19 protein-coding genes are annotated in these 16,439 nt (G+C 72.9%); 10 read left to right on the forward strand and 9 right to left on the reverse strand.

Annotation, left to right across the window (positions count from 1 at the left end; genetic code table 11):
- Positions 1-218: 218 nt before the first annotated feature.
- Together ACWGIF_RS24905 and ACWGIF_RS24910 are read left to right on the forward strand one after the other, a co-directional pair.
- Positions 219-953, forward strand: coding sequence for an SDR family oxidoreductase (locus ACWGIF_RS24905; RefSeq protein ID WP_453500711.1), 735 nt, complete (start codon positions 219-221; stop codon positions 951-953).
- A gap of 5 nt (positions 954-958) precedes the next feature.
- Positions 959-1,606 carry a GNAT family N-acetyltransferase gene (locus ACWGIF_RS24910; RefSeq protein ID WP_453500712.1) on the forward strand — a complete coding sequence of 216 codons (648 nt, stop codon included), beginning with the start codon at positions 959-961 and terminating at the stop codon, positions 1,604-1,606.
- A gap of 88 nt (positions 1,607-1,694) precedes the next feature.
- On the opposite strand, the gene ACWGIF_RS24915 is transcribed toward ACWGIF_RS24910, so the two are convergent.
- Positions 1,695-2,900, reverse strand: coding sequence for an NAD(P)/FAD-dependent oxidoreductase (locus ACWGIF_RS24915; RefSeq protein ID WP_453500713.1), 1,206 nt, complete (start codon positions 2,898-2,900; stop codon positions 1,695-1,697).
- Between the two features lie 227 nt (positions 2,901-3,127).
- Between ACWGIF_RS24915 and ACWGIF_RS24920 the strand changes: the two genes are divergently transcribed.
- Genes ACWGIF_RS24920 through ACWGIF_RS24930 form a run of 3 tightly spaced genes read left to right on the forward strand, consistent with a single transcriptional unit; the run spans position 3,128 to position 4,564 of the window.
- Entirely contained in the window at positions 3,128-3,772 is a 645-nt protein-coding gene (locus tag ACWGIF_RS24920) for a TetR/AcrR family transcriptional regulator (RefSeq protein WP_453500714.1), read from the forward strand.
- 49 nt (positions 3,773-3,821) lie between these two features.
- Complete coding sequence (locus tag ACWGIF_RS24925; protein WP_453500715.1) at positions 3,822-4,097, forward strand: hypothetical protein; 276 nt, start codon at positions 3,822-3,824, stop codon at positions 4,095-4,097.
- Positions 4,094-4,564, forward strand: coding sequence for a hypothetical protein (locus ACWGIF_RS24930; protein WP_453500716.1), 471 nt, complete (start codon positions 4,094-4,096; stop codon positions 4,562-4,564). The genes ACWGIF_RS24925 and ACWGIF_RS24930 overlap by 4 nt, the downstream gene beginning before the upstream one ends.
- A 151-nt stretch (positions 4,565-4,715) precedes the next feature.
- Here ACWGIF_RS24930 and ACWGIF_RS24935 read toward each other — a convergent pair whose 3' ends face one another.
- Together ACWGIF_RS24935 and ACWGIF_RS24940 are read right to left on the reverse strand one after the other, a co-directional pair.
- Positions 4,716-6,206, reverse strand: coding sequence for a DEAD/DEAH box helicase (locus ACWGIF_RS24935; protein ID WP_453500717.1), 1,491 nt, complete (start codon positions 6,204-6,206; stop codon positions 4,716-4,718).
- Positions 6,207-6,263: 57 nt separating this feature from the next.
- Complete coding sequence (locus tag ACWGIF_RS24940) at positions 6,264-6,758, reverse strand: MarR family transcriptional regulator (protein WP_453500718.1); 495 nt, start codon at positions 6,756-6,758, stop codon at positions 6,264-6,266.
- 92 nt (positions 6,759-6,850) lie between these two features.
- On the opposite strand from ACWGIF_RS24940, the gene ACWGIF_RS24945 reads away from it, so the two are divergent.
- Together ACWGIF_RS24945 and ACWGIF_RS24950 are read left to right on the forward strand one after the other, a co-directional pair.
- Entirely contained in the window at positions 6,851-7,219 is a 369-nt protein-coding gene (locus ACWGIF_RS24945; RefSeq protein ID WP_453500719.1) for an HGxxPAAW family protein, read from the forward strand.
- Between the two features lie 259 nt (positions 7,220-7,478).
- On the forward strand, positions 7,479-7,685 hold the full coding sequence (locus ACWGIF_RS24950; RefSeq protein WP_453500720.1) for a cold-shock protein: 207 nt from the start codon (positions 7,479-7,481) through the stop codon (positions 7,683-7,685).
- Positions 7,686-7,781: 96 nt separating this feature from the next.
- Here ACWGIF_RS24950 and ACWGIF_RS24955 read toward each other — a convergent pair whose 3' ends face one another.
- The 3 genes from ACWGIF_RS24955 to ACWGIF_RS24965 form a co-directional block, all read right to left on the reverse strand.
- Entirely contained in the window at positions 7,782-8,360 is a 579-nt protein-coding gene (locus tag ACWGIF_RS24955) for a TetR/AcrR family transcriptional regulator (RefSeq protein ID WP_453500751.1), read from the reverse strand.
- Positions 8,361-8,437: 77 nt separating this feature from the next.
- Positions 8,438-8,791 carry a DUF1304 domain-containing protein gene (locus tag ACWGIF_RS24960; RefSeq protein ID WP_453500721.1) on the reverse strand — a complete coding sequence of 118 codons (354 nt, stop codon included), beginning with the start codon at positions 8,789-8,791 and terminating at the stop codon, positions 8,438-8,440.
- A 381-nt stretch (positions 8,792-9,172) separates the two neighbouring features.
- Positions 9,173-9,511, reverse strand: a complete 339-nt coding sequence (locus ACWGIF_RS24965; RefSeq protein ID WP_453500722.1) for a thioredoxin family protein — start codon at positions 9,509-9,511, stop codon at positions 9,173-9,175.
- Between the two features lie 117 nt (positions 9,512-9,628).
- Between ACWGIF_RS24965 and ACWGIF_RS24970 the strand changes: the two genes are divergently transcribed.
- The 3 genes from ACWGIF_RS24970 (at position 9,629) to ACWGIF_RS24980 (ending at position 11,692) form a co-directional block, all read left to right on the forward strand.
- The gene (locus ACWGIF_RS24970; RefSeq protein WP_453500723.1) at positions 9,629-9,898 is read left to right on the forward strand and encodes a hypothetical protein; all 270 of its coding nucleotides are present in this window, start codon (positions 9,629-9,631) and stop codon (positions 9,896-9,898) included.
- 130 nt (positions 9,899-10,028) lie between these two features.
- Positions 10,029-10,388, forward strand: a complete 360-nt coding sequence (locus ACWGIF_RS24975; protein WP_453500724.1) for a YciI family protein — start codon at positions 10,029-10,031, stop codon at positions 10,386-10,388.
- Positions 10,389-10,459: 71 nt separating this feature from the next.
- Positions 10,460-11,692, forward strand: coding sequence for an RNA polymerase sigma factor (locus ACWGIF_RS24980; protein WP_453500752.1), 1,233 nt, complete (start codon positions 10,460-10,462; stop codon positions 11,690-11,692).
- Positions 11,693-11,698: 6 nt separating this feature from the next.
- Here the strand turns inward: ACWGIF_RS24980 and ACWGIF_RS24985 are convergent, their stop codons facing one another.
- The 3 genes from ACWGIF_RS24985 to ACWGIF_RS24995 form a co-directional block, all read right to left on the reverse strand.
- The gene (locus ACWGIF_RS24985; protein ID WP_453500725.1) at positions 11,699-13,177 is read right to left on the reverse strand and encodes a condensation domain-containing protein; all 1,479 of its coding nucleotides are present in this window, start codon (positions 13,175-13,177) and stop codon (positions 11,699-11,701) included.
- 190 nt (positions 13,178-13,367) lie between these two features.
- Entirely contained in the window at positions 13,368-15,677 is a 2,310-nt protein-coding gene (locus tag ACWGIF_RS24990) for an FtsX-like permease family protein (protein WP_453500726.1), read from the reverse strand.
- A complete protein-coding gene (locus ACWGIF_RS24995) occupies positions 15,674-16,384 on the reverse strand; it encodes an ABC transporter ATP-binding protein (RefSeq protein WP_453500727.1) in 711 nt (236 codons plus the stop codon). The genes ACWGIF_RS24990 and ACWGIF_RS24995 overlap by 4 nt, the downstream gene beginning before the upstream one ends.
- Between the last annotated feature and the right edge of the window lie 55 nt (positions 16,385-16,439).

Below are 16,439 nucleotides of genomic sequence, written 5' to 3' on the forward strand. Positions count from 1 at the left end.
GCCCGGCTCTCCGCGCCTCGCCGGGCTTCCGCCGGGGCCGCCGGAAGCCCGGCTCTCCGCGCTTCGCGCCGGACCCGGCCACCCGGCCCCTCCTGATCACCTCCCATCCCAGACCCCGGCCACCCCAGCCACCCGCGCCCCTGCCCATTCACCCCAACCGCCCAGCCCCGCGCCGCGCCTGAGATCATGTGTACCGACCACGAATCAGGAGCGCAGACATGGCACTCGAGCAGCACCGCGTCGTCATCACCGCCGCCGGCCGCGATTTCGGGCGTACCCTCGCCCTCCAGTTCGCGAGCCGGGGCGCCGAGGTCCACCTCTCGGCCCGCACCCTCGAAGCCGCCGAGCGAGTCCGCGAGGAGATCATCGCTCAGGGCCATGACGCCGACCGCGTCCACGCCTTCGCCTGCGACCTCACCGATGCCGCCTCCGTACGGGAGTTCGCCGCCGCGGTGGCCGCCCGCACCGGCCACATAGACGTGCTCGTCAACAACGGCTCCCGCTACCAGCACGGCACGGACCTGTTGTCCGCCTCCGACGAGGACGTCGTCGACACGCTCGCCTCCGGCGCCACCGGGACCGTCCTGGCCACCAAGGCCTTCCTCCCGCTGCTCCTGAAGTCGGCCAAGCCGGACATCGTCACCCTGGTCTCCGGCTGCGGAGAGACCGGCCACCACCGGTCCGACGCGCACGACGCCTTCTACGCCGCCAAGAGCGCCCAGGCCGGTTTCACCGAGATCCTCTCCCGCAGGCTGCGCGAGAAGGGCGTCCGGGTCATCTCCCTCTACCCGCCGGACTTCGACAACCACGACCCGCTCTCGGAGTCCTGGGAGGGGGCCCCTCGCACGGCGAAGGACCCGCTCACCGCGCAGTCGCTGGTCGACTGCATCTTCTTCGCGATCGGTCAGCCCCGCGACTGCTTCATCAAGTCCTTCTCCTTCGAGCAGGTCTGACGGCCATGGGACAGACCTTGAGGGAGATCCTGGACGCGGCGGCCGAGGGGCGGTTCCCGCCCCCGGACGGCGGCACGACCGTGGTTCCGCAGGAGAACCGGCGCGACGCCGGTGTCATCGCCTTCACCGCGCACTCCGTGGTGTTCACCGACGAGGACCCGGCCTGGGTGGGAGCCGCCCTCGCCGCCCTCGACTGCGACGCCCTGGCCGCCACCATGAACCCCCGCTTCCTGGCCGCACTGCTGGACCGCACGGGACGCAGCACCGACACGATCGACCTGCTCACCGTCGCGGGTCCGCTGTCCGGCGAGCCCCCGCTGGACCTTCGGGCGCTGGCCGACCCCGACCACCCCCGCGTGCAGCGGGCCCTGAGGCGCCGCGACGACGTACGGGTCTGGTCGGCCGACGGGGGAGTCCTGGTCCTCGGCCGGGGCGTCGCGGGCCGCTGGGAGGCGGCGATCGAGGTGGACGAGGACGCCCGCGAACGCGGGCTGGGCCGGAAACTGGCCCGCGCCGCCCGCCACCTCGTCCCCGACGGGCAGCCGGTCTGGTCCCAGCAGGCCACCGGCAACGCGCGCAGCATCCGTGCCTTCCAGGCCGCCGGCTACCGGCCGGTCGGCGCGGAGGCCTTGATGCTGGCCGCCACACCCTGAGCCCACGGACGGCCGACCGCCGCCCACCGACCGGTGGCGGTCCGTGCACCGGATCCGCCGCGGTCCGGCCGGACCGACCACGCACGTCCTAGACGACCGGTGCGGCGGTGGCCGGCGCCTCCTCGCGTCCGGCCTGCAGCAGCTGCTCGCGGACCGCACCACCTGAAACGCGGTGCAAGCCGTACGCACCGGGCTTGCGTGCCTCGTCGGCCAGGTGCTTGACGACGCCCTTGCACACGAACTCCTTGAGCTTCGCACCGGGGCGTCCGGCGATGTGGAACCACAGCGCGACGTCGTTCTTGTGGGCGAACTGGAAGATGCCGGCGCGTCGGCCCAGGCTGATGCACTGGCCGGCGAACACCTGGTTGAGGGTCGAGGGCCGCTCACCCGCGATCCGGCTGAGCACCGTGTCGGCGGCCCGCGCGCCCAGAGGCATCGCGGCCTGGCAGCTCATCCGCGCCGGCAGGCCGGACGGCGCCGCCGAGTCGCCGGCGGCGATGATGCGCACGTCGTCCACGCTGGTCAGCGTCTCGTCCGTGAGCAGGCGGCCCAGGGCGTCGGTGCTGAGCCCGCTGCGCAGGGCCAGGTCCGGTACACCGAAGCCGGTCGTCCAGACGGTCACCGTGCTCGGCGTCTCGCGGCCGTCGGCGAGCTGCACGGCGTCGCGTGTCACGGCCGTCACCTTCGTGCCGGTTCCGTCGAGCACGGTCACTCCGAGCCGGGCCAGCCGCCTGGCGACCGAGCGCCGCCCCCGAGGGTGCAGGTACGGGCCGAGCACCCCTCCGCAGACGAGGGTCACGGCGCGGCCCGCCTCCGCCAGTTCGGCGGCGGTCTCGATGCCCGTCGGACCGGCTCCGACCACCGTCACCGCGGCCGTTGCGGGCGCGGCGTCGAGGAGCGGCCTCAGCCGCTGTGCCTCCTCCAGGGTGCCGATCGGGTACGCGAACTCGGCCGCTCCGGGCACGGCCGGGTCGGCGCTGCCGCTGCCCACCGCGTAGATCAGGTAGTCGTAGCCGACCGTGCCGCCCGACGCCAGCGCCACACTGCGCGCGGCCGCGTCGATGCGGGTCACGGTGTCGACGACCAGCCCGACACTCTCGGCCAGGACCTCTCGGAAGTCGACGACCGCGTCGTCGGAACCGCCCACCAGCTGGTGCAGGCGGATCCGCTCGACGAAGGTCCGGCGCGGGTTGATCAGAGTCACCGTCACGTCGCCGCGCTGCGTCAGGCGGTTGGCCGCCATGACGCCGGCGTATCCGCCGCCGATCACGACCACCTCGGTGTTCTCGCTCATGGTGTCTCCTTCTTCTCGGCTGTCGGCTGTCGGCTGTCGGGCACAAGACACCGACGACCGGGTCGCTGTGACAGGTACGAACATGTGAGCTGGGCCATAGGTGACTCACGAGAGTGCACTCACTGCACTGCTATGCAATGACTGCATGAAGATATACTCATGGGGTGAGCGGCCGTCAAGGCCCCCGCCCACCCCGACCACCCCGCCCGACCTGGGAGCGACAGGACATGACCAGTGACGATCCGGTCCGCCGTGGCGGCCGCGAGGCCCAGCGCCGCCGCACCCGCAAAGCGATCGTCGAGGCGGCGGTCAGGTTGAGCGCCGGCGGAGCGACGCCGTCCATCGACGAGATCGCGGCCGCCGCGGACGTGTCCCGCCGCACGGTCTACGTGTATTTCCCGAGCCTCGACCACCTGCTGATCGACGCGACCGCCGGCGCGCTCAACGAGCCCCCGGTCGAGGAGGCGCTGACCGACCCCGCGATCGCCGACGACCCCGCGGCGCGGGTGGACGCCCTCATCCGGACGCTGTTGAAGTACTCACCGCAGTCGCTTCCCCTGGGCCGCCGGCTGATCCGCCTGACCGTCGACCCGCCGACGGCGAGCGACACCCGGGTGGCGACCGGCCCGCGCCGGGGCCCCCGCCGGATCGAATGGCTGGAACAGGCCTGCGAACCGCTCCGCGGCACCCTGAGCCAGGAGGCGTTCCGGCGGCTGATCTCGGCCCTGACCATCGTGGTCGGCTGGGAGGCGCAGGTCGCCCTGCGTGACGTCCGCGGCCTCGACCCGCAGGCCGAACAGGAGGCCATCACCTGGGCCGCGCGCGCCCTGGTGGAGGCGGCGATCAGGGAGCACGAGGCAGGCGGCCCGTAACGGCACCCTGGCGGACGGCCGTTCGCGGCAGTCGTGTGGAATGGGTGCCATGGCGAGAGGGAAGAAGCAGCAGCGGCCTGCCATAGGCATGCCGACTCGGGTTCTGGTCATGCCGGTGGCCGGCGGTGGGGCGCAGTCGACCGCCGGCATCGACTGCGGTCGGTCCGACCCCGCCGTCACCGGCGCCGCGCAGACCAGGGCCATCGCGGCCGAGACCGTGACGGCCGGCGCGCGGGAACGCCGTGGACGGAACGCCGGGGTCGGCCGGGAGCCGCGCCCGGACGATGCGTGGGCCGGACGCGTCCGCGCGGGCGCCGCCCGATGAGCAGGTCCGAGGCGGGCATGCCGCCCGAACACTGGCGCTACGGCCGCCACTTGGAGTTCCTGGCCCTGGCCATGGGGGAGAGCGCCGAAGCCGAGGCCGTGGCCGCCGTGCTGCGCGATCCCGACCCGGTGATGGCCGAGAGCGCGGTGGTCACCCACCTCGACCGGCGGGCGGCGCGGCTGCTCGCCGACGAGGGGTTCCCCGCCTGGGCCTGCGCCATGGCCGCCGAGCTGGACGGCCGCGCGTTTCCCGAGCGCCGGCTGCGGGAGTGGATCCTGCTCAAGGCCATCACCCGCGACGAGCCCTGGTCCGCGGCGGAACTCACCGCCGCCTCCGACTGGTGTCAGCGCACCGCCGCCCAGTCCCTGCACTCCTACGAGGCCCTGAGCCTGCTCGCCGGCGACGCCCGAACCCGCCGCGTCCGCAACGCCGCCGCCGAGCGCCTGCGCCGCCGTACCGCCGTCTGACCGGACGGGTCGCGGCGCCCTGCCGCCGGGACGCTCGCTCCCGTCCGGGCTGCCGACGCACCCCCTCCGCCCCCTCTGCATCCCTTGCGCGGCCGGGCAGACGAACGCCCCCAACGCGGCCCGATGGGCGGTGCGTTGGGGGCGTGGCGTGTCAGATGCCCCGGCGTACCCGGGCCGCGCGGCGGGCCTCGGCCTGCTGGCGGGCCTCCAGCGTCTTGCGGGACTCCTTGCCCTTGCCGCCCGGTCGGCCCGGCCGGGTGCCCATGCCGCGGAAACCGAGCTCTGATCCGGAGGGCTTGCCCTTGGCGTCGGTCGGCGCCGCGCCGGCCAGCGGCACCCCGGAGGGGGCCTTCGCGCCGGTGATCCGGCTCAGGGCCGCCTCACCGGAGCGCACCTGCGTGATGGTGGGCCGGACCCGTGCGTCCGCCAGCAGGCGGACCATGTCCCGGCGCTGGTTCGGGGTGACGAGCGTGACGACCCGGCCGGACTCGCCGGCCCGGGCCGTACGGCCGCCGCGGTGAAGGTAGTCCTTGTGGTCGGCGGGCGGGTCGACGTTGACCACCAGGTCGAGGTCGTCGATGTGAATGCCGCGCGCCGCGACGTTGGTCGCGACCAGGACGGTGACGGCGCCGCTCTTGAACTGCGCCAGAGTCCGGGTGCGCTGCGGCTGCGACTTGCCGCTGTGCAGCCCCTCCGCCCGTACGCCCATGGCCCGCAGGTGCTTCACGAACTGGTCGACCCCGTGCTTGGTGTCGAGGAACATCAGCACCCGGTTGTCACGGGCCGCGATCTCGGTGGCCGCCGAGATCTTGTCGGCCGCGTGGATGTGCAGCACGTGGTGGTCCATCGTGGTCACCGCACCTGCCTGCGGGTCGACGGAGTGCGAGACCGGGTCCTTCAGGTACGTCCGGACGAGCTGGTCGACGTTGCGGTCCAGGGTCGCCGAGAACAGCATGCGCTGCCCGGCGTGGTGCACCTGGTCCAGGATCTCGGTGACCTGCGGCATGAAGCCCATGTCGCACATCTGGTCGGCCTCGTCGAGCACGATGATCTTCACCCGCTCCAGGTGCACGTCCCGCCGCCCGATGAGGTCGCTGAGCCGCCCCGGGGTGGCCACCACGATCTCGGCGCCGGTGCGCAGGGTGCTCACCTGCCGGCCGATGGACAGCCCGCCGACCACGGTCACCATCCGCAGCTTCAGGGCGGCCGCGTACGGGTCCAGCGCCTCGGTCACCTGCTGCGCCAGCTCGCGCGTCGGTACGAGGATCAGTGCAAGCGGTCGCTTCGGGTCCGCCTGCTGTCCCGCCGTCCGCGCCAGGAGGGCCAGACCGAAGGCGAGGGTCTTGCCCGAGCCCGTCCGTGCGCGTCCGAGGACGTCCCGGCCGGCCAGCGCGTTCGGGAGGGTCGCGGCCTGGATGGGGAACGGATCCCTGACCTCCAGCGAGGCCATGGTCTCCACCAGCTCACGGGGCAGGTCGAGCTCGGCGAACGACTCCACCGGCGGGAGCGCCGGCGACTTCGGCTCGTGCATCGTGAACTCGCCCTGCGGCCCGATGCTCCGGGGGGTCTTGCCGCCGGACTTCGCTCCGGCCTTGGCACCGCCCTTCACGCCGAAGCGTCCATGAACTGACGGGTTCCTCATGCAGAACCTTTCGAAGCGGGGAAGAAGATGGTCAACCGCCCATGGTACCAGTGGGGGCTAAGGCCCCTCCGCGTCCAGTTCTCCCGACCGCACCTGCGCACAGTGGGCCCTGACCTCGACCGAGGCGCGCTCGAACCAGTCGGCGATCACGGCGATCTCGTCGGGGGTGTAGTCCGCGAAGAGGGCGCCGAGCCGGTCGTAGAAGGGCTGGTAGACGGCGACGACCCGGGCGGCCGCTGCGGGCTCGGCCACCACCCGCACCCGGCGCCGGTCGGCGGGGTCGGGTCGGCGCCGCGCGTACCCGGCGCGTTCGAGCCGGTTGAGCACCCCGGTGACGGCGCCCGTGGTCAGGTCCACCAGCTCGGCGAGCTCACCGGCGGCCAGTGGGGTGTCCCCGGCTCCCAGGATGTGCCCCAGGCAGGTCAGGTCCGTGACGTTGAGGCCGAGCCGCTGCGCCACCTCCTGCTGGCCGACGATGCCCAGGGCGACGTATTGGTCCATGCGAGACATCGCCTCCGCGGCCGTGGCCGGGGGGCGGGACTTGCCCTCCACGCAAATACTCCTTAGCATCTAAGTAACTTAGCTCGTGAGATAAAGGGAAACTCTCCTCGAGCCTACTGCCGCCCGTCCGACCAGGGAGAACCATGAGTGCGCACGGCCACGTCGACCTCGGCCACACGGTGGCCGGCTGGACCGGTACCACCCTGGCCCTGCTGGGCTTCACCGGAGCGGGCCTCGCCGTGTGCACGGCCTGGGTCCCCGGGATCTGGATCGGTCTCGGCGTCGTCGCCGTGGCCGGGATCGTCACCTGGCTGCTGCACCTCGCCGGTTGGGGCAAGCCGAGTGGACCCCGCCCGGAGGCCGACTGGGACTGGCGCACCCGGGACGCCGGCGCCCGCACGGGGCACGCCGACTGTCTGGGCTGCCGGGTCAGCGGACCGCGCCGGGCCGTTGCGGCGGCCCCCCGGCCTCTTACCCCCACCGCGTCGCCCGTGCCGGAGGGCGGCGCGTGAACTGCGGGTGTCGGCACGTCGGAAACAGGCCGACGGCCCTCCAGTAGTCCTCCGACAGCCCTCCCGCAGCACTCCGAGGGCCGTGCCGAGGGCCCCGGTCGGAGGCCGCTCCCCCGTTTCACCGACAACGCGGCCATAAGTTCGAATGCGCGCCGCGCCCCGGTTGGCCGCGTTCAGCGTGTGCTGTGAGGGACTGTTGGGCACGATCGAGACGGCCGCGTGTGCGGCCCGCAGTGGAACGTTGTGAAGGATCAGCCAGATGGCAACAGGCATCGTGAAGTGGTTCAACTCGGAGAAGGGGTTCGGCTTCATCCAGCAGGACGACGGCGGCCCTGACGTGTTCGTGCACTTCTCTGCGATCGAGACCACCGGGTTCAAGTCGCTCGAGGAGAACGCGCGCGTCGAGTACCAGGTCACCCAAGGCCCCAAGGGCCCCCAGGCTGAGCGGGTGGTTCCCCTCGGGTAGTCCGCTTCACGAGCTGCGCCCGTGAACCGAGCCCCGCCGGCGAGTCCGGCGGGGTTTCGTGCGCTCCGGGCCCGGCAGGCCCGCGCCGCCCCCGTCCTACGGGTCGCCGATGGCGCGGTGGAGGGCCAGCAGGAGCAGCCACAGGCGATCCGCCAGCGCCTCCGGACCCGCCGGGATGCCCTCGTGCAGCCAGTCCGCGAGGACCCCCGTGAAGGCGGCGGCGACCGCCGAGGCGACGAGCTCCGGGTGTGGGGCGCCCACCGCCGCGCGCTCGGTACGGGCGCGCTCGCGCAGCTCCCGGTGGAGGCGGTCGCCGAGCGGGCCGCCGCCGCCCGGCAGGAGGAGCGTGCGGTAGAGCGGTGCACGATCGGCGGCAGCCGCCAGGAAATCCGCCAGGGCGGCCGGGGGCCGTGCCGGGGGGAGCGAGGAGGGACCGGTCTGCCAGGCGTGCAGGGCGTCGACCGCCGCGTGCACCACATCGGCGCACGTGTCCACGGCGAGCGCCGTGAGGTCCTCGTAGTGCAGGTAGAACGTGGCGCGGCCGACGCCCGCCCGGCGGACCACCGCCGACACGCGGACCTCGGTGAGCGGCCGGTCGGCGCACTCGGCCAGCAGGCTTTCGCGCAGCCGGGCCTTGGTCCGGGCCGTGCGGGGGTCCTCGGGGCGCGGGTCCATCTCGCCCTGGCTTCGCCCGCCCTGGCCTTCCTCGCGCGGGTCCTCCCGAGGGCTTTCCTCGAGCGGGCCGTGCGGGCTCACGCGGCCAGCAGCGCCGCGCCGAGGGCGAGGGCGCCGGGCAGGGCCTGGGCCATGAGGATCCGGCGGTTGGCGGTCGCCGCCCCGTACACCCCGGCCACGATCACGCAGACGAGGAAGAAGATCTGCGTGGCGAGCGAGTCGATGACGAGCGCCCAGACGAGGCCGGCGGCGAGGAAGCCGTTGTAGAGGCCCTGGTTGGCGGCGAGCGGTGCGGTGAGGCGGGCGGTGTCCGCGTCGAAGCCGGACAGAGCGCGGCCCGGCGGCCGCTGCCACAGGAACATCTCCAGGACCAGGAAGTACACGTGCAGCGCGGCCACGAGGCCGATCAGGATCTGAGCGACCGCATGCATGGCCGTCTCCACTTCTCGGGGGGACTGTCGGGATGTGCGGGAACGCCACCGCGCCCGATTTCCTGGACAACTGTACAGGAAGTCCGCTCGCCGGCTCCGGCCAGGTCCGGGCTGCCGTGCACGCGGACACCCGTGAGACGGCCGGTGCCGATCCGTACACCGCGGCCTTCGCCGGGTACGAGGGCTACGAGGGCGATGTCCTGTACGTCGAGGACGCGGCCCCGCGTCCCGTACCGGATCTCCGCGCAGGAGTTCGGTGCCGCCTGGTCCGGGCACCGCAAGGGCCGGCATCAGATGATCGTGCCCCCACCGGGCCCGCCCCCGGTGCCCCCGACGTGGAGGGCACCGTGGCCGCCACCGCCGCCCGCTTGACCGGACCGGTCAAAGGTGGGAGTCCAGGAACGCCCGGAACTCCTCGCGCGTCATCGGCCCGGCCTGGCTCGCGACCGCCTCGCCGTCCTTGATGAGCACGGCGGTCGGCGCGCTCGTCACGCCGTAGCGCCTCGTCGGCTCCGGGCACCGGGTCATGTCGGCGCGGACGGCCGTGAACCGCGTCCCGTACTCCTGCGTCAGTTCACCGACGACCGCGTCCATCGCACGGCACGCCTCGACGGCCTTGGGCCAGGTGCCGCAGAAGTAGGCGAGAACGGGCCCCGTCGTCATCGAGAGGATGAAGTCGAACTCCTGGTTCTCCAGTGGCTGGTGCACCCGACGTGCCATGCGTGTCGCTCCTCGCTCGTGCGCCCCCTCGGTCGGGAGGGCGGACCCCATCATCGCCGCCGCACGCGGCGACGGCCGCCGGGCCCGTTGTCAGTGGTGCCTGTGAAGCTGAGCTGCATGGACGACAGGATGCTCCGGCGCCGGGTCTACGGCGCCGACCACGAGGACCCCGACCCGGGACCCCGCCCCGGCCACGTCTACGGCGAGCTGGTCGGCGGGCCGCTCGACGGGCTCCTCCTGGACATCACCGGCTGGAGCGCGCCCCGGCTCGCCGAGGAGGCCAGGCTCCCCACCGAGATAGGGCGCTACGGAGCGGGCGGCCGCGCCCACTACCGCCGTCGCGCGGGCGACCCGGGCCACTGGGACTGGACGGGCGACAGCCGCTGAGAGCGACGCCGGGTGGCCGCCCCCGGAAATTCCTCGAAGAATTTCCCGAGAGCCGTCGATCCGGGCGTCTCCCGTTCGACGCAGGGGTGAGAGGCGGGGAAAGTCCCCGCCCTCCGACCGAGGAGTCACCATGCCGCGCTTCCTGACGATGATCCGCATCAACGAGCAGGAACTCTCCCCCGACACCGCGTTCCCCGCCGACTTCGAGCAGCGGATGGGCGCCCTCCACGAGGAGATCACCAAGGCCGGGGTCATGCTCGACACGGCCGGGCTGCTCCCCACCTCCGAAGGGACGCGCGTCAGCTGGTCCGGCGGGAAGATCAGCTACACCGACGGCCCCTTCACCGAGACCAAGGAGGTCATCGGCGGCTACTCCCTGACACAGTGCAAGGACAAGGCCGAGGCCATCGAGTGGACCCGCCGGTTCCTCGAGATCCACCCGGCGGAGTGGAACGTCAGCGCCGAGGTCCGGGAGATCCAGGAAATGTGATCCCCGCGCGGCCGCGCCGCCGCGTTTGCCCTGCATCGTCACGGCTGCTCTGATGGGTGGCCGTGACGGCAGTGAGTGCGGCCCAAGCAGTCGAAGCGGTGTTCAGGATCGAGTCCGCGCGGATCATCGCCGGTGTCGCCCGTATCGTGCGCGACGTCGGCATCGCCGAGGAGATCGCCCAGGACGCCCTCGTCGCCGCGTTGGAACAGTGGCCCGAGTCGGGCGTCCCGGACCGGCCGGGCGCCTGGCTCACGGCCACCGCCAAGCACCGCGCGATCGACCTCGTCCGCCGCAAGGAGACATACGCGCGCAAGCTCGCGGAGGTCGGCCGGACCCTGGAGGACGCGCCGCCGCCCCCCGAACCGGCGGACCCCGAGGACATCGACGACGACCTGCTGCGCCTGATCTTCACCTCGTGCCACCCCGTCCTGGCCACGGACGCCCGGATCGCCCTGACCCTGCGCCTGATGGGCGGACTGACGACCCAGGAGATCGCCCGCGCCGTCCTCACCTCCGAGCCCACCGTCGCCCAGCGCATCGTGCGGGCGAAGCGGACCCTGGCCAAGGCCGGGGTGCCCTTCGAGGTCCCGTACGGCGCCGACCGCGAGGCACGGCTCTCCTCGGTCCTGGAGGTCATCTACCTCGTCTTCAACGAGGGGTACTCGGCCACCGCCGGCGACGACCTCGTCCGCCCCGCCCTGTGCGAGGACGCCCTGCGCCTGGCCCGCGTCCTGGCCGGCCTGATGCCCGGGGAGCCCGAGGTGCACGGCCTCGCCGCGCTGCTGGAGTTCCAGGCGTCCCGGATCGCCACCCGCACCGGCCCCGACGGCGAACCGGTGCTGCTCGCCGACCAGAACCGGGCCCGGTGGAACCGCATGCTCATCGACCGCGGCGCCCGGGCCCTGCGCCAGGCCGGCAACGGCCCGTACTCCGTTCAGGCCGCGATCGCCGGCTGCCACGCGGCGGCGGTCCGCTACGAGGACACGGACTGGGCGAGGATCGCCGCCCTGTACGGGCGGCTCGTCCGGCTGATCCCGTCACCGGTGGTGGAGCTCAACCGGGCGGTCGCGGTCTCGATGGCCGAGGGGCCGGAGGCGGCCCTGCCGCTGGTCGACGCCCTGACGCAGGAACCGGCCCTGCGCTCCTACCACTTGCTGCCGAGCGTACGGGGAGACCTGCTGGAGCGGCTCGGCCGGCGCGGCGAGGCCCGAGCGGAGTTCGAACGCGCAGCCTCGCTCACCCGCAACGAGCAGGAGCGCAGCCTCCTCCTGCGGCGCGCGGCCCGCGTCCGGGGCGGGCCCTAGCTTCGGTCAGCCGCGCCGCGCGTACGCGGCCACGTTCAGCGGGCTCCGTGCAGCCCGGCGCGGCGGGGTCAGCGCGATGGGCCGGCGGAAGCCGCCGGATCGGGCCACGTTCTGGACCGTCAGGCGCAGCGCCTCCTGGAAGTCGCCCATCGTCCGGCGGGCCGCCGGGGTGTCGACGTACAGGGAGTTCATGTGCATCCCGTCCGCATCCCGCTGGAACCATGAACAGGCCCCGTTGGCCCGCGCGGACCACACGTGGGTGGCGGGCTGCCATTCGTCGTGGCGCTCGGCGCCCCGGCACTTGCGCATGTCGATGTACGAGAAGAAGTTCACCGGATACGGCCAGGCGCGGGCGGCGAACTCCTCGGGCGCCAGCAGCTCCCACGCCCGCACGAACGGCACGTCGACATGGCTGATCATATCGGTGAAGCCGGCCCGGACCGAGCCCATGACCTGGGCGAAGTCCCTGCCGGGCGAGGCGTCGAACTCGATGGGCATGGTGTTGACGAACCAGCCCACCGAGTCGGTCCACGTTCCCCGGCCGCGCTCGCTGACCGGCATGAGCCCCCGGTAGACACCCGGCCCGCCGGCCTCGCGCAGGCAGACGGCGACGGAGGCGAGCACCCCCATGAACGGCTTCCCGCCGACCGTCAGGCAGGTCTTCTCGAAGACCTCCGTCTCGGCGGCGTCCAGCAGCAGGGAGGCCTCGTTGACGATCGGGTACATCCGCTCCGGCTCGACGCCGAGGTCGAGCGGGAAGCGGGGGAAGAACTCGCCGCCCCGTTCGATGAACGTGCGCCAGTGGTCCAGCCGTTCGTCGTCGGCGTCGATCGCGAGGTAGCGGCGGCGCTGCTCGTCGGCGAAGTCGAGGTAGCTGGGGGCGGGCGCCGGTTCGACGTCCTCGCCGCGGCACAGACCCTCGTAGGCGGTCATCACCTCGCGGACGACGATCGGCATCGACATGCCGTCACACACGATGTGGTCGAAGGCGAGGTAGACGGTCGCGGAGTCCTCGCGGAGCACCGCGCCCATGGTGAACAGCGGCCAGGAGAGGGTGTCGATGCTCCGCTTGAACCGTTCGACGAGGAAGTCGCGCAGGAGGTCGGAAGTGGCGAAGGTGCCTACGTGCCGTGGCTCCAGGGCGAGTTCGGCGGGGTCGAAGGGCTCGCAGGACAGCTCCCCGGCCAGACGGCGGAACGCGCATCGCAGGACCTCGTGCCGCCGGACGAAGGAGAGCAGGGACTGCGCCAGGGCCTGTTCGTCCAGCGGGCCGGCGACCTCGAAGGTGACCGCGACCCAGGACGCGACGGGGTCGTCCGCAGCGCGGCTCTCCTCGGCGACGCTGAAGTGCTTGTCCTGGTTGAAGGAGGCCTTCCTGCTCGCCGGGTCACCCGTGGGGCCCGCCTCCGCCGCCGTGGACCTGAGCCGCCACTCGACCACCCGGCCGGGTGCCACGTGGTGCATCTCCAGAGGAAACTGCCGCATAACGTCATCCCTTCGCCCCCGAGTCAACCCCCAGGCCCTAACGACCCCCGGCCCGGGGAAGTGACGAAATCGCTCGATTCGGGCCGACGGCCGACGGCCGACGGCCGACGGCCGAGGGGCGAGAGGGGCGTGGGGCCGAGGGGCGAGGAGCGAGAAGGGCTTGGGGGCCGGGCGCCGCCGCCCGCCCGCCCTACTCGGTGTGCAGGGCCGCCGCGATCGTCATCCGGGCCGCCGACCGGGCGGGAACGAGCGCACCGAGAACGGCGATCGCGACCCCGGCCAGCAGGAGGCCGGTCAACTGCGGTGCGTCCCAGACGTTCTTCATCGACTCCGGGAAGGCGACCACCCCGACGTTGTCCACGACCAGCCGGTGCGCGAGGGCTCCGAGGGGGACGCCGAGCAGCCCGCCGGCCGCGCCCACTCCCACCACCGAGGTCACGGTCATCACCACGACCTGCCGCGGAGTCATCCCGATCGACTTGAGCATGCCGAGGTCCCGGCGGCGCTCGCGGACGCCCAAGAGGACGGTGTTGAAGACGCCGAGCGACGCGACGACGCTCAGCAGGACGGTGAACACCGACGAGAAGGTGACGACGGTGATGGTGGCGGAGTTCCCCGCGTCCGATACGTGCGCGCGCAGGCCGGGGTCGGCCGCCTCGGCCGCCTCGGCATAGGCACGGGCGTCGGCTCCGGGAGCCAGCCGTACCGCGTACTCGAGGGCGCGGACCTCCGGCGCCAGGGGGGTGAGGGTCTCCCAGGAGGCCTCCAGGGCCCGGGCGTTGCCCTCGATCAGCTCACCCACGACGGTCGCGGAGATCTGTCTGCCGTTCAGCGCCAGGGTGACCCGGTCGCCGACCTTCAGCCCGCGCTGGGTCAGGAAGGCGGGCCCGGCGATGACCTCGCCGGCCGCCTCGGGCATCCGGCCCTCGGCGATCTGGCCGGCCCACGAGGCGCCGTCCCCGCGGTGGAAGTCGGCGAAGGCGGGCTGGCTCTGCCCGAGGAGGGTCACCTGGGCCAGTGCGCGGGCCCGTACCTGCGTCGCACCGGGCAGGGCCCGCAGCCGTTCCTCGATCTGGGCGTCGCCGAGCAGGGGAGGGGTCCCTCCGTTGCCGGGTCCCCCGACCTCCACCATGACCCGTGCGCCGCCATCCCCCCGGCCGGCCTCGCTGTACGCCAGCATCGTGCTGGTCAGCCCGGTCGCCAGGGTCACCGTGGTGACGCCGAGGACGATGGCCGCCATGGTCAGCAGCGTGCGGCCGGGGCGGGCGAACGGCTGACCCAGGCCCATGCTGACCGGACGCGGCAGCCGGCTGCCGCCGAGGACGCGCTGGACGCGCAGCCCGCGGCCCGTCCGGGGGGCGCTGCCCGCGCTGATCGCCCGGGCCGCCGACAGCCGGTGCGCCCGCAGCGCGGGGATCAGGGCGGTGAGCAGGACGAGCGCGGGCATGCCCAGCAGGCAGACGGCCGACACCCATGGGCCGACGCCCCCGACGGCGGCCCGGCCCGTCTCGATGCCGGAGAACGCGACCCTCAGGATGGGCTCGGCCAGCGCGTTCCCGAGCAGGGTGCCGAGGACGGATCCGACGACCGCCGGCACGGCCATCATCGTCAGGTATACGACGACCACCTGGTTCGGGGTGAATCCCAGGGCCTTGAGCACGCCGATGTGCCGGTACCCGGAGACGACCGCCCCGCTGACGACGTTCCCGACGATCAGGGCGGAGACCAGCAGGCCGAGGACCCCGAAGAGGGTCATGAAGGGGAGATAGGCGTCGGCCAGTGACGAGAAGGCCTTCCTCAGTCCGAGGTGGGTGTGCGCGCTGGTCAGCGACCCCTCGGGGAGCCCGGCGGTCGCCCCGGCCAGTGCGGAGTCCAGTTGCGCGTCCGTGGAGGAGTCCGTGAAGCGGTAGAGCATCTGCGAGGTGGCCGGACGCATCGTGGCCATCTGCTCCGGCGAGACCCAGGAGTCCGCGGACTTGCTCATGGCGGCCGCGAAACCGACGACGGTCAGCGGCGCGGATCCGGGGACCTCCAGCTTGGTTCCCAGCAGTTTCGGGCCGGGGGAGCCGCCGGAGGTCCAGCCGACGACGATCTCGCCGGGCGCGGTCGCCCAGCGGCCCTCCAGGACCTCGACACGGTCCACCGGGCCGCCCGGGTCCGCCCGGCCCACGACCGTGAGGGAGCCGCCCGGCATCCAGAGCCAGCCCCTGGGTACGTCCACGAGGCTCTGTCCGAACGGCCCCGCGGCGGCCGTCACACCGGGCCGCCCGGCGGTCTGCGCCAGCTGCTCGGGGGAGGCCTTCGCCGTGTCGAAGGCCGCCACGGTGTGCGGGCCGCGCTGGGCGGCGTACGCCTTGTCGAACGGGCTGGTGGCTACGTCGAGCAGCCCCAGAGCGAGCAGGACGGTCGTGGTCGAGCAGAGCACGACCAGGCCGATGACGAAGGTCTGGAGCCTGCGGCGCTTCACGGCCGCGCGCGAGGCCCGCCACACGGCGCTCACGCGGTCGCCTCCAGTGCGCTCTGGCGGGCGACCCGCCCGTCGGCGACCTCGACCAGGCGGCTGGCGCAGCGGGTGGCCAGATGCGGGTCGTGCGTGACGATCAGCAGGGTCTGGCCGATCTGGTTGAGGTCGATGAGCAGGTCCATCACCTGCTCGCCCGACCGGCTGTCGAGGGCGCCGGTCGGCTCGTCCGCCAGCAGCAGCGCCGGACGGTTCATCAAGGCCCGTGCCACGGCGATGCGTTGGCGTTCTCCGCCGCTCAGCGTCGCGGGATAGGTGTTCCTGCGGTCGGCCACGCCGAGCTCGTCGAGGAGCTCCAGGGCCCGGCGGCGCGCCTGCCGGGCGGGGGTGCCGGTCAACTGGGCGGTCAGCGCCACGTTGTCGAGGGCCGGCAGGTCGTCGATGAGGTTGAAGAACTGGAAGATCATGCCGATGTGCCGGCGCCGGAACAGCGCCAATCCGGTCTCGCTCATCCTGCCCAGATCCTGGCCCTGCACCTCGACGGTGCCGGCCGTCGGCCGGTCCAGCCCGGCCACCATGTTGAGCAGTGTGGACTTGCCGCAGCCCGAGGGGCCCATCACGGCCACCGCGTCACCCGCCCGGATCTCCAGGGACAGGCCGTCCAGGGCCTTCGCGTCGCCGAACTCCTTGTGCACACCGTCAAGTCGTACGACGACCTGCCGTGCCCTGTCGTGATCAGTTGTCATGGCCCGAACCTAAGGTGGCGGCCGCGGACGGTGCGTCAGTCCCCGGATGTAAACG

This window comes from Streptomyces sp. NPDC054849, assembly GCF_053610945.1.